The following is a 20,783-nucleotide window of genomic DNA, read 5'->3' as shown; positions in this document are numbered from 1 at the left end:
CAGAATAGCTTGACAAGTTCTGTAATGGAACTGACTATTGATTGAGTTCCAAAAAAGAACCCACAAAAACCGACAACGAAGCCCCGGAGGCGAATCGCTATGGAACCGAACACTGGACAGGACAACCCGCGCCCTGAGGTCGCCGTGGTCATCGGCGCCGGCGATGCGACCGGCGGTGCCATCGCCAAACGCTTCGCCCGGGAGGGGCTGACGGTGGTCGCCACCCGCCGCCATCGCGACGCATTGGATCCGTTGCTGGAGGACATCCAGCAAGCCGGTGGAAAGGCCCATGGCTTTGGCTGCGATGCCCGTGACGAGACGGCTATGGTGGAGCTGTTCGATCGGATTGAGGCCGATATCGGCGACGTGGCGCTCGTTGTCTTCAACATCGGCGCCAATGTTCGCTATTCCATCACCGACACCAGCGCCCGGGTCTATCGCAAGGTCTGGGAAATGGCCGCGTTCGCCGGCTTCCTGGCCGGGCGGGAGGCGGCTCGCGTCATGCTGCCGCGACGCCGGGGAACCCTGATCTTCACGGGCGCTACGGCGTCCCTGCGGGGCAGTGCCGGCTTCTCGGCGTTTTCCGGGGCGAAATTCGCTTTGCGCGCCCTGGCCCAGAGCATGGCCCGGGAGTTGGGACCGCAGGGGATTCATGTGGCCCATACGGTCATCGACGGTGCCATCGACACGGACTTTATCCGCGACAACTTTCCCGAACGCTACGCACTGAAAGATCAGGACGGCATTCTCAACCCCGAGCACATCGCCGACCAGTACTGGCAATTGCACGGCCAGCCCCGGGACTGCTGGACCCACGAATTGGACCTGCGCCCCTGGATCGAAACCTTTTGAGGAACCTGACCATGAATCCCGTGATCGACGTGTACTTTGATGTAGGCAGTCCGGCCAGCTATCTCGCCTGGACCCAGTTGCCGGCCCTGGCGGACCGCTACCAGGCCCGTCTCAACTGGCGCCCCATGCTGCTGGGCGCTGTGTTCCAGGCTACCGGCAACCAGTCGCCGGTGATGATTCCGGCCAAGGGGCGCTATATGCACATGGACTTCCGGCGATTTGCTGACCGCTATGGCGTGCCGTTCAACTTTAACCCCCATTTCCCGATCAATACCCTGACCCTGATGCGCGGCGCGGTTGCTTTTCTCGACACGCCGCGGTTCGATGATTACCTGACCGCCGTGTTCAAAGCGATGTGGGTCGACCGGAAGAACATGACCGATCCCGACGTCGTGGCCGGTGTCTGGTCGGACGCGGGTTTTGATCCGAAGGCGGTGATGGATCAGTGCAACGCGGCGACCGTCAAGCAGCAGCTCAAGGCAATGACGGACGAGGCTATCGACAAGGGCGTCTTCGGGGCGCCGACGCTGTTTGTCGGAGACGAGATGTTTTTCGGGCAGGACCGGCTCTGGCAGGTCGAACAGCGGCTCCAGAACAACGCATAAAAGGATCATTCATGACTGAACAAGCCAATTCCCATGTTTTCGATCAATCCACCGCCCTGGAGCGGACCGGCGACGACCGCTGGCAGGGGCGTTTCCCGCCGGCGTACGCGAACATGGTCGGACCGTTTGGCGGCGTCATTGCCGCGACCCTGCTGAACGGCGTGCTCCAGCATCCCGACTGCCTGGGGGACCCGGTGTCCATGACCGTCAATTTTGCCGGCCCGATCGCGGACGATCATTTCGACGTGGTGACGCGTCCCTGCCGCACCAACCGCTCCACCCAGCACTGGATGATCGAGCTGACCCAGGGCGGCGAGACGGCCGTGACCGCCACGGTGCTGACCGGTGTGCGCCGGGACAGCTGGGAAGGCAGCGATGTCAGCATGCCCGATGACGTGCCGTCATTCGACGACGTGGAGCCGTTCGACGCCGGGCTCAGCCTGCCGTGGGTGGCGAATTATGACTTGCGCATCATCGACGGCGGTTTCGATCCCACCGGCAAGACCCTGGAACAGCCCCATGGCGCGTCTCGCCTCTGGGTGCGGGATAAACCGGCGCGGCCGCTGGATTTCACCTCGCTCATGGCGATCAGTGACTGCTTCTTCCCGCGGATCTTTATCCGGCGCCAGGAGCGAATGCCGGCGGGGACCGTCTCCCTGACCACCTATTTCCACGCCGATGGCGAGACGCTGGCCCAGCAGGGCGAGCAGCCCATCCTGGCCGAAGCCCGCGCCCAGCGTTACTTCAAGAGTTACTTCGACCAGAGCGCCGAACTCTGGGGCGCCAACGGGCAGTTGCTGGCCACCACCCATCAGATCGTCTATTACAAAGGGTAGTCTTGCGGGGAACTGGCGCAGCGGCAGATGATCAAAATGGCCGGAGGTAAGCGGCTTATGAGCAGCGTCCGGCGGAGAACAGGCTCAACTGGGCCGACGATGAGGATGACCGTCGCCCTGGCGGCGGGGCTGGCGCTGGCCGGGTGCCAGACCGCCGGGGTGCGTCCTTTCGACGGCGCGGTGGGTTATACGTTCGAGTACGAGTCCGGGGCATGGCGAGTCACCTACACCGACGCCATCACCCGGGACTGGCGGATTCTCGAGGACGGAGCGTTGGCGGCCTGCGCCCGGGAGACCGGCCGGGCCGTGGGTTCATTGCGACTGGTCGATGTCGGGCGGAATGAATTCTCCCGAAACGTGCCCGTATCCGTCTCCTATCCGGCCGGGGTGATCACCACGCCGATCGGCGGGAACGGTGGTGCGGTTGCGCGCCCGGAAACCCCGCAAACCTTCAACCAGACCGCCCAGATCACACGGCGGATGGCGTTTCGCCAGGTCACGGCCGTCTGTCAGACGGCCTGATCCGGCAGCACCTTGCGCAGGAAGTCCCGCGTTCGCGGATCCTGCGGGTTGGAGAAAAGCTCCGACGGCGGACCCTGTTCCACGATGCGACCGCCGTCCACGAAGATCACCCGGTCCGCCACGTCTTTCGCAAAACTCATCTCGTGGGTCACCACCACCATCGTCTGGTGCTCGCTGGCCAGTTGCTTCATCAGGCCCAGCACTTCCTCGACCCATTCCGGATCCAGTGACGAGGTGGGCTCGTCGAACAGGATGACCTCGGCGCCGGTGGCCATAGCCCGGCCGATTCCCACGCGCTGTTGCTGGCCGCCGGACAGGGACGCCGGGTAGGCCTCGGCCTTGTCGGCCAGACCGATGCGCTGGAGGATGTCCCGGGCTTTCTGGCGGGCTTTCTCTTTGGGCCATTTGTCCACCACGATCAGTCGCTCGGCAATGTTGTCCAGCGCGTTCTTGTTGGCGAACAGGGCGTAGTTCTGGAACACGAAGGCCGTGCGCCGGCGCAGGGCCAGGATGTCCTTGCGCGAGGTGGAGCAGGCGTCGACGGTCAGGTCGCCCACGGTGATCTCGCCGGCGGTCGGCTTTTCCAGGAAGTTGATGCAGCGCAGCAGGGTCGACTTGCCGGTGCCGGATGGACCGATCACCACCACAATCTCGCCCTTGGCGATGTCCAGGTCGATCCCGTCGAGCACGGTCTGTTTGCCGTATACCTTACGCAGTCCTTTGAGTTGGATCATCGGCTATAGGCCTTGTTCAGTCGGTGTTCCAGATAGCGTTGCAGCCAGGACAGCATTTCCACGATCACCCAGTAGATGATGGCGACGATGATGAACGCCTCGAAGTAGAGGAAACTGCCGGCAGCTTCTTTCTGGGTGGCGCCCATCAGTTCCGTCACGCCCAGGGTAAAGGCCAGCGAGGTCGCCTTGATCATGTCGATGAAGTAGTTCATCAGCGTCGGCACGGCAATGCGAGTCGCCTGCGGCAGGATGATGCGGCGCATCAGTTGGGCGTTGGTCATGCCGATCGACAGGGCCGCCTCGGTCTGGCTGCGGTCCACGCCGACGATCGCCGCGCGGATCGATTCCGCCATGTACGCCGAGAAGTGCATGGTCAGGCCCATGATGGTCGCTGTAATGCCGTTGATGGCGGTCAGCGAGCTGACCAGTTGGGGCAGGCCGTAGTAGAACAGGAACAGCTGCACCAGCAGCGGCGTGCCGCGAAAGAAGGATATGAACAGCATGGTGAACCGGTTCAGGACCGGCACCTTCAACACCCGGATGACCGCCAACAGGCAGGCAAGGATCAGCGCCAGCACCATGCCGGCGGCGGCCATCTCCAGGGTCAGGGGCAGATACTTCAGCAGTACCGGTATCAGCCCCAGCATGTAGTCGAAATCTAGAACATTCATTCAACCGTCCCGGTTCAGGGTGTGGTGATGTCGGTCCCGAACCAGGATTCGGAGATGGCTTTCAGGGTGCCGTCTTCCCGCAGTTTGGTGATGGCCTGGTCCACCTCGTCCCGCAGGGCTCGGCCATCCTCGGTATCACGGAACGGATAGGCGTTGCTGATGCTGGAGAAGGTCGGGCCGGCCAGGGCGAGCGGCAGCGGCTTGTCCTTGATGATCTGGCTGGCGCTGACCCGGTCCATCACGAAGGCGTCGACACGGCCCAGGGCGGTGTCCTGCTCCAGGTTGCTTTCGTAGGTGCGGATGTCGATCTGGTCCGAGTAGGGCAGGTCGCGCAGCAGGGCTTCGTAGTTGGAACCCAGGTTGACGGCCACGCTCTTGCCCTTCAGATCTTCCACACTGTGGATGCTGTCGTTGCCTTTCTTGACCACCACCTGTGCGCCGTCATAGACGTACGGCTGGGTGAAGACGTATTTCTGCTTGCGCTCGTCGGTGATGGTGATCTGGTTGGCGACCGTGTCGATGCGGCCGGATTCCAGCAGGCCGAACAGGCCGGAGAAAGCCGCCGTGCGGTACTCCACCTTGCGTCCCAGTTCCTTGCCGATGGCGTTCATGACGTCCACTTCAAAGCCCTGCAACTTGTCGTTTTCCACAAACGTGAAGGGGAAGTAGCGGCCGGACATGCCGACCCTCAGTGGATCCTTGTCCTGGGCAAAAGTCACGGGGCTGGCGATGAGCGCCACCGCGGCCAAAAGGCTCAGCAATACAGTTTTCATGGTGTTCTCCCTATTCCTTGTCGGCAGAAAAAGACGCGAACGTCAGATTTACGAGCCCTGGAGCGCTTTGTACCAGAATTGCATGGGCTTGTCGGTTGGCCCGGGGTCTCCGATATCCGTCCACGTATAGCGGGTTTCAAGGCCGGGTACGGGGTAATACCCACGCCGTTGCCAGAAAGCATCCAACGGTTCGTAATCCCGGGGCCTGGCCGGGTGGTCCTGTGGCCGGACAACGGCACAGAAAACGGCCTGGCGAAAACCGGCCTCGCGGGCATGCCGCTCGCGCTCATCGAAGAAAGCCACGCCCAGGCCTTGTCCCCGATAATCGCCGAGCAGGACGGATTCGCCATAGTAGAAAATATCGTCCGGATTCCAGCCGGCATCAACAAACGGCTGGCGGAAGGCATCGTCCTCATCGGCCATGGGGATGCCGGTGGAAGCGCCGACGATACGTTCGCCGTCACGGGCAATCACGCAAATCGAGCCAGCAGAGCGGGCATAGGTGCGCAGGTACTGGCGCTCGTAGTCGGCGTTGCCGTCGTAGAGGTAGGGAAAATCGCGGAAGACGGTCATGCGCAGGTCGGCCAGCGCGTCCAGGTGGTCCAGCAGGTCGGCGCCCTGCAGTGTCTCGAGTGTTACGGCCATTGGTCGGTCCCGTTCCATCCGGTTGAATCGGTGTCTAGTGCACTGTTTGGTTAATTCGCTAGCTTACTGCGAGCTTCTGAGGGCTTTGGGCAAGGCGCCGATCTGCAGGCATGGTGGTTCCATGTCAAAGAGCGGCAACGTAGAGCCAAAGCCCTCAGAAGCTCGCCCGAAGGGAGGCCCTGAGAATCAGGCTAGCGGCGTTGCGGCGGCTCGATGTGGAACCACCGGAGCGCCGGCCGCCAAACCTTCACCACCGCGTCTTGCTATCCAGATTCTCAGGGCCTCGGTAAGCTAGCGAATTAACCAAACAGTGCACTAGCCATGGATATGACAGCGCGTGCCCTGGGTTTCAACCCTTTAGAGCGCTGATCGCAGAGGATTTGAGTGAAGCGCCCGTAGTTGGTCAATGGGCACCGGCTTGCTGAACAGGTAGCCTTGCAGCAGTTCACAGCCCTGCTGCTGTAGCCACTGACGCTGGTCTTCCGTCTCCACCCCTTCCGCCACGACTTCCATACCGAGACCGCGGGCCAGACCCAGAATCGACAGGGTGATCGCGATGTCGTCGGCATCGTCGGGGATATCGCGGATGAAAGACCGGTCGATTTTCAGCCGTGAGAAGGGCAGGTGCTTGAGACGGGACAGGGAGGAGTAGCCGGTTCCGAAGTCGTCGATGGACAGCTTGGAGCCCAGCGCGACCAGCTCATTCAAGGTGGCCTGCATGCTCTTGGAGTCACCTTTGATGGCTTCCTCGGTGACCTCAAACTGCAGTTCACTGCCGGCAACACCGTACTGTTCCAGCATCTCCTGGACCTGCCGCGGCAGGCGATCGTCCATCACCTGTTCGGCCGCCAGGTTGATCGCCGTAATGGGCAACGGGTGACCGCGGCTGGCTGCTTGTTGTCGGTCCTGGCAAACGCGTCGCAGCACAACCTCCCCCAGATCCTGCATCAAGCCGGCGTTGCGGGCCACGTCGAGGAATTCGATGGGCGCCATCCAGCCCTGTTCGGGGTGGTGCCAGCGCACCAGGGCCTCGATGCTCACCATGTGGGCGTCGCCGGTGTTCACGATGGGCTGATAGAACACGTCCAGCGCGTTGTTCTGGATGGCCTGACGCAGCTCACCTTCCAGCACAAACCGGGACCGCGCGGTGGAATGGATTTCAGAACTGAAGGCCTGCATCCGCGCCCGACCGTTTTCCTTGGCGTGATACATGGCGGCTTCGGCACTGCGCAGCAACGACTCGGTATCGCCGCCGTCCTCGGGGTAACGGCAGACGCCGAGGCTGGCGGTCATGCGCAGGGTGCGGTCATCGATGACGAGTGGGTCGCTGATGCAATGCTGGATCTGGTGGATGACGTAATCGATGCGGTCGCTGTCCGTGTTGGTGCGGATGAGTACGGCAAATTCGTCGCCACCGACCCGGGCGACCTTGTCACGCCCGTTCAGGTAGAGGCTGCGCAGCCGATTGGCAATCTCGGCGATAACCCGGTTACCGCCGGCGGCCCCCATGCCGTCGTTAACACTTTTGAGCCGGTCGAGATCGATCCAGATCAGGGCGAATCCCTCACCGGCGCGCTGCCGCATTTTCTGGATCAGGTGCAGCACACGCTCGCGAAAGGACTGCAGATTGGGCAGGCCGGTCAGACTGTCAAAGTGGGTCACGTAGGCGAGTTGCTTCTGGGAGCGGATCCACGCTTCGTGGGTATTGATCAGGCTGATGGTGTCGGCGATGGCGGTAGCGAATGAGATTTCGGGCAGGGTCCAGGTTCGTCGTCGAAGGGATTCCAGGCAAATCACCCCGCTGAGCCGGCCACCGTCGAAGATCGGTGCATCCAGTAGGGAATGAATCCCCAGCGGTTCAAAGTAGGTTTCGTTGAACGCGGCTGTGCGCGGGTCATTGTGGGCCTCGCTGGCATCAATGACACGTGCGGTCCTGAGTGCCCGGAAGTAAGCGGGGTTGTCGCTTTCCACCAACGCGATCGGCTGGTAGTCGTGACCGCCTTCCAGCCGGTACAGGGCCTCGCTGTCAATGCGGTCGCCCGTTGCATTCATCTGCCAGATACTGACCCGGTCGACCTGTAACAGCTGGCCGGCAAGGTCGCTGAGTGAAGCCAGCTTCCGGCTGCGGTTGTCGCCGATGAAGTCCGGACTGTGGCTGAGCTTCAACAGCGCTTCGTGAAATTCAATGAATGTTTTATTCTGGGACATCAATGCGTTACCAGCACCAGATTCTAAAAGCGGGCGTTATGGAGCCCTTTACTGACACACCGGCCTACGGGGTTCACAATTGTCCTAATAATGGCAACGCCCTCGCAGTCTGTCCAACCGGGGCGCTCAAGTCTCAAGTGTAGCCGTTCACAATACGTCAGGAGGTTTTATGGGCTGGCACCAGACCACCATCACGCTCGACCCGAAGCCACGCGGCTTTCATCTCGTGACCCACGATGTGTTGGCGCAGCTGCCGGCGCTGTCGGATTGCCGCATCGGCCTGCTGCACCTGTTTATCCAGCACACCTCGGCGTCGCTGGCGGTCAACGAAAACGCCGATCCGGACGTTCGCGGCGACCTGGAACGGCATTTCAACGTGATGGTCCCGGAGAACGCGCCGCACTACGAGCACACGATGGAAGGGCCCGATGACATGCCGGCCCATATCAAAAGCGTGCTGATCGGACCCTCCCTGACCCTGCCGGTCCGCGATGGCCGACCGATGCTGGGTACCTGGCAGGGCATCTATCTGTGTGAGCATCGGGACCACGGCGGTGCGCGCCGGATCGTGGCGACCCTGCAGGGGGAGTAAAAGCGGCCTCAGGAGGCCCATTTTGCGTTTGGTTGACGTTTCTGTTGTCCAATAAAACAACTTATTACAAAAACAAGCTATTTCAGATTGCCAGCTGATCCATACTAAGTCTGTAATAAAGCGCGTCGATCGCATAACAAGAATGACACAGGCGGCCTATGGTTCGTTGGCTTTTACTGATTGCACTTCTCGTGACCGGGACCGCATCTGCGGATCCGCTGATCCTGTCGCCCTTTACCCAGAAGGAAGACCTGGCCTCGAATGTGAGTTACTGGGCCGAAGGCCAGGACGAGGTGTCCCTACAGCAGGTGCTGGCACTGAGCGATGCCGACTGGACCCGGAACACCGGCGAAGACATCAACCTGGGCTATCAGGACCGTGCTTACTGGTTCCGCCTGACCATTGAGAATCCGCAGTTGCAGCCGGTGGATAACCTGCTCGAGATTGGCTATCCGGTGCTCGATGATATCGAGATCTACCAGATCACCGATGGCGTGGTGGGCCAATCCTGGTCGTTGGGGGACAAGCAGCCGTTCTACGCCCGCCCCATCCACAACCGGAATTTCCTGGTGCCGGTGGAGGTGCCGTCGCAGGGGGAAACCACCCTGTATCTGCGCGTGCGCACCACCAGTTCGCTGCAGTTGCCGATGACCTTTTGGACCCAGGACGCCTTCTACGCTTCCGAGCAGCCGCGACTGCTCCTGGAGGGCATCTACTACGGCATCGTCATGGTGATGATCCTGTACAACCTGTTCGTGTTCCTGGCCGTGGGGGAGCGCAGCTTCCTCTACTACGTGGGCTACATCACCGCGATGCCGCTGTTCCTGGCCAGCCTGCACGGCATGGCCTTCCAGTATCTCTGGCCGGAAGCGACCTGGTGGAACGACCAGGCCATCATCTTCTTTCTAAATTTGACCGTCACCTTTGGCGGCATCTTTGCCATGCGCTTTCTGTCGGTGCTGCCCCGGATTCATCCGGTGCTGGCCTGGGCAACGATCATCGTGTCGGCGTTGTCAGCGTTGTTTGCCCTGGCGGCGCTGGTGGTGCCGTATCAGTACATGATCCACCCGACGATCATCCTGGCCGCGATCGGGTGCGCCGGCATGGTGGTGCTGGGCGTGGTTCGCTGGCTGAAGCACGACCCCGCCGCCCGATACTTCGGAGTGGCCTGGTTCTTCATGCTGTTTGGTGGCGTGGTGCTGGCGTTGAACAAGTTCACCGTGTTGCCGCAGAACGTGTTCACCGAAAACGCCACCCAGGTGGGATCGGCCCTGGGCGTGATCCTGCTGTCCATTGCCCTGGCGGACCGGCTGAACAAGGAGAAGAAGCGGACGTTCGCCGCCCAGGAAAAGCTCTACCGGGAAGAACGCAAGGCCCGTCTGGCCCAGGAGAAGAGCCTGCAGGTCCAGCAGGAAGCCAATGCGCTGTTGGAGGAGCGGGTCCAGGAGCGTACCCGGGATCTGGAAGACCTCAACGTGCGCCTGATGGAGCTCAGTGCCACCGACGCCTTAACCGGCCTCAAGAATCGCGGTCACTTCGATCGCGCGTTCCAGTCGGCCTGCGTCAAGGCGTATCGCTTTGGCCAGCCCCTGTCGCTGCTGGTGGTGGATATCGATCACTTCAAACAGTTCAATGACAAGTACGGCCACCTGGTCGGGGACGACTGTTTGCAGATGGTGACGCAGGGTATTCGCCAGTTCGTCACGCGTCCGCAGGATCTGGCGGCCCGTTATGGCGGTGAGGAGTTTGTGGTTCTACTGCCCGATACGCCGGAAGAGGGCGCGGTGCAGGTCGCCGAGAAGATTCGCAGGGACATCGCGTCCACCGATTTCCGGGTCTCGGACGAGATGTTGCGTCTGACGGTCAGCATCGGTGTCTGTACCCTGGTGCCGGAGCAGGCGGATGCCACCAAGCAACTCTTCACCCGCGCCGACGAAGCCCTCTACGAAGCCAAGGGCGCCGGTCGCAACCGGGTGTCGGTCTATCGGCCGGATGAGGCGACGGCACTAAGCCCGGTCTGACAATAAAGGCCAGGGGGCAATCGCTTCCAGTTCGAACGCCAACTCCAGCAGGTCACGCTCGCAACCGTGCCGGGCCGACAGATGCACGGCCACCGGCAGATTGTCGACCGTCTGGCCACCGGGCAGGCTGATGGCCGGCGCCCCTGTGGCGTTGGCCAGTGGTGTAAAGGCCACGTAGCGGCGCAGCCGGGCAAACAGTTCCTCGAAAGACAGTTCCGGGCTCAGGTAGCCCAGCTTCGGCGTGGTGTGGGCCAGCGCCGGAGACAGCACGACATCCACGCCCATCTTTTTCAACCCCTCCGCATACTGTATCTGGCTACGCTGCAGCCGCCAAAGCGCGCCTGGCGTGCGGTGCAGGTTACGGCGGAAACGATCGGCCAGACCCCGGGTCAGGCCGTCAACGCGTTGCGGGTCGAAATCCCGGTCCAGGATGCGATGGCCAAAGCGGGCCATCAGGAACGCCAGGCAGGACCAATAGTGCGCAAAGTCGTCGGCGAAGCGAGCGGCGACGGGGATATCGATCGGCATCACGGTATGGCCCTGCTCGGCCAGACGCCTGGCGGTCGTCTCGACCACGTTGCGGGTGGTGGCGTCGGTCGCGTCGCCGGTAATGGAATCCAGCACCAGACCAACCCGCAACCGCCGTTTGCCCGGGCCCAGCACCTCGCCGATGGGCGGTAACCGTTTATTCAGGTGATAGCGTTCCGCGCCGGCCAGGAAGTGGGCTGTGTCCCGCACACTGCGGGTGACCACGCCTTCGCCGATGATATTGATCGGCAGGGACCGCGCCGCCTCGCTATCGACCAGCCGACCGCGCGTCGGCTTGAGCCCCACCAGTCCGCAACAGGCCGCCGGAATACGAATCGAACCGCCGCCGTCGTTGGCGTGGGCAATGGGCACCACGCCGGCTGCCACCATCGCGGCCGACCCACCGCTGGAGGCGCCGCAGGAATAGGCCGGGTTCCAGGGGTTGCGGGTGGCGTCGGCATGGGCCGGCTCGGTAGACGCGTTGAAGCCGAACTCCGGCAGGGTGCTCTTGCCGATACTGATCAGGCCCTGGGCCAGGTACTGTGCCGCAAAGGCGTTGGTGTGCGTCGCCGGTTTGGGCGGCACGGCCAGGGAGCCGTGTCCGGTGGGCAACCCTTTGACATCCGTGTTGTCCTTGATCAGGGTTGGCACCCCGGCAAAAACGCCATCACCGGGATGAGCGGCCTGTCGCAGGGCGTTCTCGTAGTCGGGGTTTGCGATGCCGTGCAGCCGCGTTGCCATGGCGCGTGCCCGCTGGATCGATGCGCTCACGGCGTCGCGCGCACTGATCTCGCCTTGTCGGATCAGACGGGCGAGGGCGGTGGCATCGTGGCGCCCGAGGGCGTCGTCGGTGAAGGCATGGATTGGCACGGGGCGTTCGTAGGCGGTCATGGCTGGTCCGGTGATCGAGTGTTTTCTGAACTCTAGCCGATCCCGGAACGTGACTGAATGTCCTATCAGGAAACATGTGGCGTCATTCCGGTTTCAGGCGGCCGCGTTTCTCGCTAAGCTCTTATTCTTTCAGTTCAAAGCATGCGTCGTCAGTGGGAGAAAAGTCCGGGATGAGTTCGGTTGAGTTGCTGGTGAAACACTTCCTGGGAATCTATTTCCTCATGATCGGCCTGCACTACACGAGCCGCAGTTTGGGGCTGTTCGAACGCATGCGGTTCTCCCACATCCACTACGGTGCCCGGGGCAGTCACACCTGGTGGCACCGGCATATCTTCAACCTCTTTCGTGCCAGTATCCTGGCCATCTGCGTGGCGCGCATTGTGGTCGATATCGATCCCTGGCTCGGTGTGTTCCCGATGCTCTACCAGCCGGCTATCCTCGCCGCCGGGGCGATCCTGCTGCTGGCCTCTTTCTCGTTGATCGATTACGTGCAGGCGTACATGCACGAAGACTGGCGCTCGGGCATCGACAGCCAGCACCGGGGGCACCTGATTACCAGCGGTCCTTTCCGCCGCTCGCGCAATCCGCTGTTCATGGCCATCATCCTGGGCCAACTGGGTTTCTTCCTTGCGTTGCCCAGTGTGTTCTCACTGGTTTGCCTGATCGTGGGCGTGGTCGTGATCATCCGCCAGGCGAGGGCCGAGGAAGACGCGCTGGCCCGTCTCTACGGTGATGCCTACCGGGAATACCAGGCCCGGGTACCGCGTTGGTTATGATCCCGCGGCGCATTGTATTCAGCCGCAAGGGTTTCGATTCCAGTTCCGGCGGTTGTCCCAGTCCCATCCTGCCTGACGGGCGGCTGCTGTCGTTGCCGATTCCGGATGCACGCTCGACCGTGTCTTTCGGCGATATCCTCCTTCACGGGCAGTCCCTGGGCGACACCGTCGGCCCGTTGACCCGGCAACGCCTGTCGGCCACCAGTGGCGCGCATATCGACCCGGATCTCAACGCCGAAGCATTGCCTCGCCAGGCCGGCTGGCGGCCGATTTTCGGGCAGAGTGGGGCGGCACAGGGCCATCTCAAGAATCAGGGCGTGGCGGAAGGCGACCTGTTTGTTTTCTTCGGCCTGTTTCGACCGGTGATTGAAACGGCCAACGGCTGGCGCTTCGATCCCGCCGAACCGGCCCGGCACGTGATCTGGGGATGGCTGCAGATCGGTGCGATCCAGCCCGTGGACGCACTGGAGGCCGGCGACATGGCTTGGGCGCGCTACCATCCGCATTTCCGCTGGCAGGACGATCCGAGCAATACCCTCTATCTGGCGTCGGATCACCTGTCGCTGGGTGACCACCCGCCGACGCTGCCCGGAGCGGGATGGTTTGAGCGGCACCGGGCCTCGTTGCAGCTGACGGATCGCCGGGCTAGCCGGCCGGGCGTCTGGGCGTTGCCGCGCTGGTTCTATCCCCGTGACGGGCACGTGCCCCTGACGTACCACGCCAAACCCGAACGCTGGCAGCGGGAAACCCACCGGGTGGTGCTGCAGGCTGTCGCCCGCGGACAGGAATTTGTGTTGAAGGCTGCCGATTATCCCGAGGCGCTACCCTGGATTCGCTGCATCATTCATTCGAATGCCGGCGTCCCCTGCGACTGATACGGCGCGCCTTCGGCAAGTACCTATACGTTCTCGAGACGGGTTTCATTAGCTTGCTTTGATGAATAATTCATCCTCTTCAGCGGTTTATCGCCTTGATCCGGCCCGGGTGCGCGGGGAATTCCTGCGGCTGCTGCCGATATCCCTGTTCGTCATTGCTTTTGGCACGGCGTTTGGTCTGGCCGCTGTGCAGAAGGGTATCCTGCCGCTGGAAGCGACGTTCATGAGCGTGCTGGTGTTCGCTGGCGCCTCCCAGTTTGCGGCCCTGGAACTTTGGGGCGATCAGGTGGCCCTGCTGCCGTTGATGGCCATTACCTTTGCCATCAACTCCCGGCATATCCTGATGGGCGCCTCCCTCTACCCGATGTTGCGGGATATGAAGACGTCACAGCGGTACGGACTGCTGCTGGTACTGACCGATGCCAACTGGGCGATCGCCGCACAGGATTACCAGAACGGCCGACGTAACCTGGAGGTGATTCTGGGTGGCGGCATCGTACTTTGGCTGGCCTGGTTGATCGGGACGTTGCTGGGTGTCTACTTTGGCGGGCTGTTGGCGCATCCGGAGAAGTTTGGGCTGGACATGGTGCTGGGCTGTTTCCTGCTGGCCATGGCCCTGGGCGGGCGCAAGAACCCGCGGGTCCTGCTGGCCTGGATCGTGGCCGCGGCGGCGGCCATGGCCGCGTACTGGTGGTTGCCGCCGCATACCCATGTCGTGGTGGGGGCACTGGCTGGCGGTGTGGTGGGCTTCTTCTGGCTGGAGCGCAAGACCGATGAGCATTGAAACATCGCCGCTGGGCGTGCTGGCCATTATTGCCGTCATGGCGCTGGTCACCCTGGCAACCCGCTGGGGCGGGCCGTTTTTGATGTCCTACGTGACCATCAATCCCCGCATCGAGAGCTTCATCAACACCATGGCCAGTTCCGTGCTGATCGCCATCCTCACCCCGATGGCGATCACCGGCGATCTTGGGGCCCGGGTGGCGTTGGGAACGACAGGCCTAATGATGCTCGTCCTGCACAAGCCGCTGCCGTCGATTGCCGCGGGGATTGCGGCGGCGGCAGCGGCCCGTTACGTCTTCTGAATCGACGGTGACCGGAGGGATCAGGCCGCCCGGGCTGACTTGACCACGTCGTAGGCGTTGCTGATTTCCCGGGTCTTCTCTTCGGCCATTTCCCGCATGCTTTCGGGTAGACCGCGTCCGGCCAGCTTATCCGGATGGTTTTCGCTCATCAGCTTGCGGTAGGCGCGTTTGACCTCGGCATCGCTGGATTCCTCGGAAACCCCGAGAACCTTGTAGGCATCGGCCAGCTTCTGGCCGCTGGTCGGTCCGGCGCCCGCTGATCCGCCAGCGCCGCTGTAGGCACCACGCATCATGGCTTCAAGCTGATCGATTTGCGATTCCGGCAGGCCCAACTTGCGGGCGATGCGCAACAGCATCTCGTGTTCGGCCGGGTGAATGGCGCCGTCGGCCGCCACGGCGGAGACTTGTACCTGGAGGAACATCTGCAACAGTGCCCGGTTGCCGCGGGTGACGCGCAGCAACTGCTCCAGTTCCGCATCCAGGTCGAAGTCCGCTTCCTTGCCGCGCCGGAACGCCGCCTTGGCCGTTTCGCGCTGCTGACCGGAGAGGTGCAGGCGGTTGAACAACGTTTCCGCCACCTGGATTTCATCCTCGGTGACCACGCCGTCGGCCTTGCACATGGCGCCCATAACGGCAAACGTGCTCTCCAGGAACTGGGACTGGATATTGAAAATGCCGGAACGCAACTTGCTGCGCAGGGCGTTGATGAGGAAGTAGCCGACAGCGGCACCAATGATCAGGCCCGGCAAGCGGCCAATCTGGTAGCCGATCAGGGCCCCGAAGAAGATTGCGAAAAACATGCACTGAATCCTATCGTGTTTTTTGCCATGCCGGGAGTTACGATACGTTTATCTGCAGGCAGATGCAGGTGTTGTTCAACGGCGATGCCGTATGAGGTCACACAGGGTCGGCTTTCCGGTCTGGAATGGCTTTATATTGGCACCGTGTAGCGAATTTCAAGGATGATGAACATGCGCAAGCTCATGACCCTGGCCACACTGGCGCTGGCTGCGATGCCGTTGCAGGCCGAAGTGTACCAGTGGACAGACGCCCAGGGGCAGGTCCATTTTGGCGACCGGCCGCCCGCCAACGCCCAGGCCCGCGAAAAACAGATTCAGTCGCCACAGCCTCTCAATGGCGAAGGTGAAGACAACGCCACCCGCCTCGAGGAACTGGACGAGTTCTTCCAGCGTCGGCAGCAGGAACGGCAGGCAGAAGAGCAGGCGGCCGCCAAGCGTGAAGCCGCCCGGGAAAAACGCGATGCGGCCTGTCGCAAGATGCTCGCCGAACTCAATCACATGAAGTCCATCACCCGCTTCTACCGCCTCAACGATCAGGGGGAAACGGTTTTCCTGAGCGATGAGGAAGGCGATCGCATGCGCAAGAAATACCGGCGAACCTACGAAGAGCGCTGCGGCGACCGTTAAGTAGCGCGCCGTGACGGGCCCCCTTTAGTCCGGGTTCCGCAGGTAGTGCTCGATGCCAAACACGTGGGCGTCCTCGTCCGCCAGTTCCCGCAGGGAATCGGCCAGGCGCAGCAGGTATTCGTCGTTGGGGCCGCTGGGCCCATGGGCGTCGGCGATCTGGCGGGCGATGTCGCGTTCGTGGGCCGGGCCGAGGAACGCCGTGTTTTCCGGTGTGGCAATGTACACCAGACCTTCCACCTGCTCACCGCTATCGAACGTCAGCGGCGTCGTGAAGCGCAGGTAGCCGTTCTTTTCCCGCACATCCAGGTGATCGAACACCTCGGGTGAGATCCGGTAGGCCATGCCCCGGCAGGTCACGCCCGGCTGCTCGATCAGGGTGACGACCCGACCCGGCGACTCCACGGTGCCGCGATGGTCGTGGGAGCCCTGCCAGAAACGCCGCGCCCAGCCCTCGATCGACGCAGGGCGGCGTTCGAGGTAGGGGAAATCGGCTTTGAAAATCAGCGAGCCGTAACCGAACAACCAGACGGATTCGCGACCGTCGAAGCGGTGTCGCTGGCGATTGATCTCAATGGTATTGGCGGACATGGCGTGACGTCAGTTCTGGAATTCAGAGTCCACTATATCATGCCGTTCAGGGGTGGCTGGTTGTCCGGCGGTCTGGATGTTGAAACGGCAATGGCGGGCGATTTCTGCGGTCTTCTGGTTCAGGGGCCGGGGTAGTGGTTGCACCGGTTGCAGCTGGCTGACGATGCCGTTGGCGCGCAGTTGGCGAAGGCCGTCATTGAAGGCGGCCATACGGCCCCGGTTGCCGGGGAGGGAACGCGTCAGCAGCAGGTGCAGGTAAGCGGCGTGGACCACGCGGGGATGATAGGTAATCTGTCGGGCTTCCTCTGGCGTGAACTCGTTTTTCAGCATTTGCAGTCCGACGCGGACATCAATGGGGAACAGGTCGATGCGACCGGCCAGCAGCTTACGGAAATTCAGCGCATCGGAGGTGGTCGTGTCGGTTTCGATCCAACCCTGATCCCGGGCCTGCTGGATGACGTCGCCGTAGGCGTAGTCCTGGGTGAGCCCCACCCGCAGGCCGCGCAGGTCATCGGCGTGCTGCCAGTCGAAGGTGCGATCGGCCCGGTGGAAGAACACGTACCGGATGGGGGTGATCGGGGCGCTGTAATAGAAACTGGCGGCCCGGTCGGGCGAACAGGACCAGGCTGCGGTGCCGTCCCAGTGGCCGTCCCGGGCGAGCCGGTAGGATCGGGACCAGGGGAAGAATCCCCATTCGACGTCAATGCCTTCCAGCGCAAAGGCGCGGCGGATGATATCGCTGACGAATCCGTGCGGCGGTTGTTCTGACAGGTACGGAAGCCAGTTGCCGTTGGTCAGGCGGACGGTTTCGGCGCTGCCTGCAGCACTCCACAGCAGGATCAGAAGGGCTACCGTGCCGCACAGATTTTGGCTGACATGTGATCGCAAATCCGGGCGAAACATGACGTATGTCGCTTCCTTGCCGTAATGTGTCTGCGGTCGTCCACCACGGGCGGCGCAGGTCCGCCAGAACGATAACAGCTCTCCGCAGGGGCGGCATCCTTCAGCGTACAACCGTTACATCATTTAACTATTCTATAAAGGTCAGTCTGGCATCTTCCCGCTTTCGATACGCCGGAGTATGCTCAGAAATGGGCAACCTGAGTGAGCAGCCATGGGCGACGTTATTCCGTTCCGAAAACCTGCGGGTAAAGTGACCCGTAAAGGCCTTTGCCAGCATGACATCCATAAATGGGTGGTGTGTAAAGGCAAACAGTTCGATGTGAAATCGGGCAAGCTGATCACGATCTACCGCTGCGAGCGCTGCGGCAAGCAGAAAGTGAAAGGGCACTGATTATCACGCCTGTTCCCCGACCAGGTAGCGGTCGATATCCACCTCGTCGATCTGCTGCGGGGCGAGGAAGCGCCGGGCGTAATCCAGATACACGCCCGAGCGCAGGAACAGGTTGAACACGTCCGGATCCACGTGCCCTTCGAGTGCCATTCGGTGCAGGATATCGAGGGATTGGGTCAGGGTTTTTCCTTCCTTGTAGGGACGGTCGACCGCCGTCAGCGCCTCGAAGATATCGGCAATGCTCATCGCTTTTTCCGGGATGCTCAACGCTTCTCCGGTCAGGCGACGGGGATAACCGGTGCCGTCCATTTTTTCGTGATGGGTGCCGGCGAACCGGGGCACCTGGGCCAGGCGGTCGGGCAGCGGCAGGGCGTCCAGCATGATGATGGTCTGCACGATGTGCTCGTTGATCTTGAAACGTTCCTCCGGCGTCAGGGTGCCGCGTCGGATGGACAGGTTGTAGCGCTCGCCATAGTCGTAGGCCACATCCGGCAGGACCATATCGAAGCCCCAGCGATTACGCGGGTCGTCCTGAGTCACTGGAGGCCGGCGTCCCGCTGCCCAGGGCAGCTGATGTTCCGGCTTGTCGTCCAGCAGTTTCTCCTCCACCGGCAGCTCGGGCTCGGGGCGTCCTTCGAAGCGCAGCGCCTCATCATGGGACAGTCCCAGGCGATCACTGAAATGCCGCTGCCAGAGCCGGTCGCCGATGTCGTCGAGCCGCGCGATGTCGGCATCGGCCATGAACTCGCCGCCCTGGTTGCACTGGGCGATGAAGGCAAACTCCTCCTGCAACGCGGCCTGTGTGGCGTCCCGCTGCCTGCGAGCCTCGGCTTCGTCCGCGCCGGCGATGCGTGCATCGAGATAGCGGATCTCGGCGTCCCGATGCAGCACTTCGAAGCGGGTACGAATTTCGTGGATGCGGTTGTAGATGGTTTCCAGCTTGGTGGCCTTGTCCACCACGTTTTCGGGACTGGTGATCTTGCCGCAGTCGTGGAGCCAGGCGCCGATGTGGAATTCGTACCGCTCCCGCTCGTTCATGCTGAAATCGGCGAAGGGCGGTTCCCGGGAGCGCTCGGCCTGGTCCACCAGCATCTTGGCCAGCTGCGGCACCCGCTCACAATGGCCGCTGGTGTAAGGGGATTTGGCGTCGATGGCATCGGCGATCAGGCGGATGACACCTTCGATCAGGCTCTGCTGGCTTTCGATCAGTTGGCGGGTCTCGATGGCCACGGCGGCGGAGCCGGCGATTTCGTGGACGAAGCGGATCAGGTGATCGTCCATGGCCTCAAAATGCACGTCGTCCAGGTCAATCATCAGTACGCCGACCAGTGCCTGCTCCCGATTTCGCAGCACTGCATAGACCGCGTGGTCGGTGACCGTATGGCGTAGAGTGCGGATGATGTCGTGATCCGACTGTTCGGGCTGGATGTTGTCGATGCGCTGCAGCTCGCTCGGGCCCACGGCGGCCGCTATCTCCAGTTCATGGGTCGGCTCCCGGTACAGGAAAATGCGGCCGTGCTTCTCGTTCAGGATGCTGATCAGCTCGTTCAGGATGCCGTTCAACAGGCTCGACAGATCCCGTGCCCGGTTCAGTGTCAATGAGATGGACTGGAAGCTGCGGATGGTGCCCGACATGTCGGTCAGGGCAGAACCCAGCTTGTGGGCCTCGTGAATGCGGGAGCCGCTGCTGATCGGCGTATCGAAATGGAATCGGGACAGCGCTTCGACCTCGCCGGCCAGGCGCTTTAACGGACGACCCAGCTGGCGGCCCAGCAGGGCACCCAGCACCAGCAATACCAGAACGATAATGAGGGCAATGAACAGCTGATCCCGCACCAGCTGCCAGACGTCGGCCATCAACTCGTCGGCGGGGATGGCGATCAGCATGCGCAGCCCCGAGGTGTGGATCGACCGCAAGTCCGCCGAAATTCCGAACCACTCGCTACCCTGGCTGGTGAACTGGCGGGCCTGCGTGCTGACCGGCATCGACTCGACCTGATCCAGGGCGGGCACCGACAGGTCGCTGAGCCGGGCCAGGTCCGGTGCGTCTGCACTGCCGACAACCATGCGATCCTGATCGGGATAGGCCACCACCTGCCCCTTATGGTCGACGATGGCAATTTCGGTGTGCGGCGTGAGCTTGAGGTCTTCGAGCTGGTGGCTGAGCGCTGAGACGGTGACATCGATGCCGACCACCGCATCGCCGTTGGACGCCGCCTGGGCCAGGGTCATGCCGATGGCGTGGGTGGTGTAGAACACGTAGGGCCGGGTCAGGGTCATGCCGTCCGTGGCCAGGGCCCGCTGATACCAGCCCCGGGTGCGGGGATCGTAGTCCTGGTCCGGGTTGGGGCGCTGGTCCAGCAGGCGCAGGTGCTCGTTGTAGTAACGAAGATCCGCCTGACGCTGACCGCCGGCGTCCACGGACACCGTCTGCAGGATGTACCGGGTGGTTTTCGGCAGGTCCACCGGCAGGCTGCCATGATCGTTCGGCACCCGCCGAAGCAGGAAGAAATCGCCGTCCGGGTAGCCTACATAGACGGCATCCACGATGGCATTGACCCGCAGCACATCGGCCAGGACCGACAGTCGCCCCAGTCGCTCCTCCAGTGTGCGCTCCGCGGTCAGCGAGCTGTCCCGCAACACCAGCAGGGCTGTCATCGGCGGCGTGGTGATGGCGTGAATCCGGTCGTTGACCGCATGGACCAGTTCTTCGGCCGAATCCGACGTCGCCGCGAGCTTGGCGGACTCCATTCCCCGGTGCGCCTGGAAGATCAGCGTCGCGGTCAACACCAGCATGCCCAGTGTCACCACGAGTGAGATCAGCAGCGCCAGGGAAAAACGCCTGGGGGTGCGTGTCATC

Annotated in this window: 22 protein-coding genes; 12 read left to right on the top strand and 10 right to left on the bottom strand. The window is 62.3% G+C overall.

All coding sequences use genetic code 11. The annotated features are described in order from the left end of the window. Positions 1-99: 99 nt before the first annotated feature. The 4 genes from J3364_RS17105 (at position 100) to J3364_RS17090 (ending at position 2,815) form a co-directional block, all read left to right on the top strand. Complete coding sequence (locus J3364_RS17105) at positions 100-852, top strand: SDR family oxidoreductase (protein ID WP_349559452.1); 753 nt, start codon at positions 100-102, stop codon at positions 850-852. Between the two features lie 11 nt (positions 853-863). Then, positions 864-1,457, top strand: a complete 594-nt coding sequence (locus J3364_RS17100) for a 2-hydroxychromene-2-carboxylate isomerase (protein ID WP_349559451.1) — start codon at positions 864-866, stop codon at positions 1,455-1,457. A gap of 11 nt (positions 1,458-1,468) precedes the next feature. Further along, positions 1,469-2,293, top strand: a complete 825-nt coding sequence (locus J3364_RS17095) for an acyl-CoA thioesterase (protein WP_349559450.1) — start codon at positions 1,469-1,471, stop codon at positions 2,291-2,293. A gap of 99 nt (positions 2,294-2,392) precedes the next feature. After that, positions 2,393-2,815: a hypothetical protein gene (locus J3364_RS17090; RefSeq protein ID WP_349559449.1), complete on the top strand. Its 423-nt coding sequence runs from the start codon at positions 2,393-2,395 to the stop codon at positions 2,813-2,815. Here the strand turns inward: J3364_RS17090 and J3364_RS17085 are convergent. The 5 genes from J3364_RS17085 to J3364_RS17065 all read right to left on the bottom strand — a co-directional run bounded on the left by J3364_RS17085 (position 2,803) and on the right by J3364_RS17065 (position 7,846). Then, positions 2,803-3,549 (bottom strand): amino acid ABC transporter ATP-binding protein, encoded by a 747-nt coding sequence (locus J3364_RS17085; RefSeq protein WP_349559448.1) that lies wholly within the window; start codon positions 3,547-3,549, stop codon positions 2,803-2,805. The genes J3364_RS17090 and J3364_RS17085 overlap by 13 nt on opposite strands. After that, on the bottom strand, positions 3,546-4,220 hold the full coding sequence (locus tag J3364_RS17080) for an amino acid ABC transporter permease (protein ID WP_123635260.1): 675 nt from the start codon (positions 4,218-4,220) through the stop codon (positions 3,546-3,548). The genes J3364_RS17085 and J3364_RS17080 overlap by 4 nt, the downstream gene beginning before the upstream one ends. Positions 4,221-4,234: 14 nt before the next feature. Further along, positions 4,235-4,993: an amino acid ABC transporter substrate-binding protein gene (locus J3364_RS17075; RefSeq protein WP_349559447.1), complete on the bottom strand. Its 759-nt coding sequence runs from the start codon at positions 4,991-4,993 to the stop codon at positions 4,235-4,237. 48 nt (positions 4,994-5,041) lie between these two features. Beyond that, on the bottom strand, positions 5,042-5,638 hold the full coding sequence (locus tag J3364_RS17070) for a GNAT family N-acetyltransferase (RefSeq protein ID WP_349559446.1): 597 nt from the start codon (positions 5,636-5,638) through the stop codon (positions 5,042-5,044). Positions 5,639-5,995: 357 nt separating this feature from the next. Then, on the bottom strand, positions 5,996-7,846 hold the full coding sequence (locus J3364_RS17065) for a putative bifunctional diguanylate cyclase/phosphodiesterase (RefSeq protein WP_349559445.1): 1,851 nt from the start codon (positions 7,844-7,846) through the stop codon (positions 5,996-5,998). A 169-nt stretch (positions 7,847-8,015) separates the two neighbouring features. On the opposite strand from J3364_RS17065, the gene J3364_RS17060 reads away from it, so the two are divergent. Then, on the top strand, positions 8,016-8,438 hold the full coding sequence (locus J3364_RS17060) for a secondary thiamine-phosphate synthase enzyme YjbQ (RefSeq protein WP_349559444.1): 423 nt from the start codon (positions 8,016-8,018) through the stop codon (positions 8,436-8,438). A 158-nt stretch (positions 8,439-8,596) separates the two neighbouring features. Next, complete coding sequence (locus J3364_RS17055; RefSeq protein WP_349559443.1) at positions 8,597-10,459, top strand: sensor domain-containing diguanylate cyclase; 1,863 nt, start codon at positions 8,597-8,599, stop codon at positions 10,457-10,459. Here the strand turns inward: J3364_RS17055 and J3364_RS17050 are convergent. Next, positions 10,445-11,878, bottom strand: a complete 1,434-nt coding sequence (locus J3364_RS17050) for an amidase (protein WP_349559442.1) — start codon at positions 11,876-11,878, stop codon at positions 10,445-10,447. The genes J3364_RS17055 and J3364_RS17050 overlap by 15 nt on opposite strands. A 170-nt stretch (positions 11,879-12,048) precedes the next feature. Here J3364_RS17050 and J3364_RS17045 point away from each other — a divergent pair, with 170 nt between their 5' ends. The 4 genes from J3364_RS17045 to J3364_RS17030 all read left to right on the top strand — a co-directional run bounded on the left by J3364_RS17045 (position 12,049) and on the right by J3364_RS17030 (position 14,614). Beyond that, positions 12,049-12,654, top strand: coding sequence for a methyltransferase family protein (locus J3364_RS17045; RefSeq protein WP_349559441.1), 606 nt, complete (start codon positions 12,049-12,051; stop codon positions 12,652-12,654). Next, positions 12,651-13,529 carry an Nmad3 family putative nucleotide modification protein gene (locus tag J3364_RS17040; RefSeq protein WP_349559440.1) on the top strand — a complete coding sequence of 293 codons (879 nt, stop codon included), beginning with the start codon at positions 12,651-12,653 and terminating at the stop codon, positions 13,527-13,529. The genes J3364_RS17045 and J3364_RS17040 overlap by 4 nt, the downstream gene beginning before the upstream one ends. 61 nt (positions 13,530-13,590) lie before the next feature. Continuing rightward, on the top strand, positions 13,591-14,313 hold the full coding sequence (locus J3364_RS17035) for an AzlC family ABC transporter permease (RefSeq protein ID WP_349559439.1): 723 nt from the start codon (positions 13,591-13,593) through the stop codon (positions 14,311-14,313). Then, positions 14,303-14,614, top strand: a complete 312-nt coding sequence (locus J3364_RS17030) for an AzlD family protein (RefSeq protein ID WP_349559438.1) — start codon at positions 14,303-14,305, stop codon at positions 14,612-14,614. Before J3364_RS17035 ends, J3364_RS17030 begins: the two co-directional genes overlap by 11 nt. Positions 14,615-14,634: 20 nt before the next feature. On the opposite strand, the gene djlA is transcribed toward J3364_RS17030, so the two are convergent. Beyond that, positions 14,635-15,414 carry a co-chaperone DjlA gene (gene djlA, locus J3364_RS17025; protein WP_349559437.1) on the bottom strand — a complete coding sequence of 260 codons (780 nt, stop codon included), beginning with the start codon at positions 15,412-15,414 and terminating at the stop codon, positions 14,635-14,637. A gap of 171 nt (positions 15,415-15,585) precedes the next feature. Between djlA and J3364_RS17020 the strand changes: the two genes are divergently transcribed. Next, positions 15,586-16,041 carry a DUF4124 domain-containing protein gene (locus tag J3364_RS17020; RefSeq protein ID WP_349559436.1) on the top strand — a complete coding sequence of 152 codons (456 nt, stop codon included), beginning with the start codon at positions 15,586-15,588 and terminating at the stop codon, positions 16,039-16,041. Between the two features lie 24 nt (positions 16,042-16,065). Here J3364_RS17020 and J3364_RS17015 read toward each other — a convergent pair whose 3' ends face one another. Beyond that, a complete protein-coding gene (locus J3364_RS17015; protein WP_349559435.1) occupies positions 16,066-16,629 on the bottom strand; it encodes a gamma-glutamylcyclotransferase in 564 nt (187 codons plus the stop codon). Positions 16,630-16,638: 9 nt separating this feature from the next. After that, a complete protein-coding gene (locus J3364_RS17010; protein ID WP_349559434.1) occupies positions 16,639-17,532 on the bottom strand; it encodes a substrate-binding periplasmic protein in 894 nt (297 codons plus the stop codon). 211 nt (positions 17,533-17,743) lie between these two features. On the opposite strand from J3364_RS17010, the gene J3364_RS17005 reads away from it, so the two are divergent. Beyond that, positions 17,744-17,923: a hypothetical protein gene (locus J3364_RS17005; RefSeq protein ID WP_349559433.1), complete on the top strand. Its 180-nt coding sequence runs from the start codon at positions 17,744-17,746 to the stop codon at positions 17,921-17,923. 3 nt (positions 17,924-17,926) lie between these two features. Here the strand turns inward: J3364_RS17005 and J3364_RS17000 are convergent, their stop codons facing one another. Then, a complete protein-coding gene (locus tag J3364_RS17000) occupies positions 17,927-20,782 on the bottom strand; it encodes an HD domain-containing phosphohydrolase (protein ID WP_349559432.1) in 2,856 nt (951 codons plus the stop codon). Between the last annotated feature and the right edge of the window lies 1 nt (position 20,783).

This window comes from Marinobacter sp. NFXS9 (assembly GCF_040148665.1).
GTDB classification, from domain to species: domain Bacteria; phylum Pseudomonadota; class Gammaproteobacteria; order Pseudomonadales; family Oleiphilaceae; genus Marinobacter_A; species Marinobacter_A mangrovi.
Note: the sequence above shows the minus strand (reverse complement) of the source record. Positions and strands in the feature narration are given on the sequence as shown.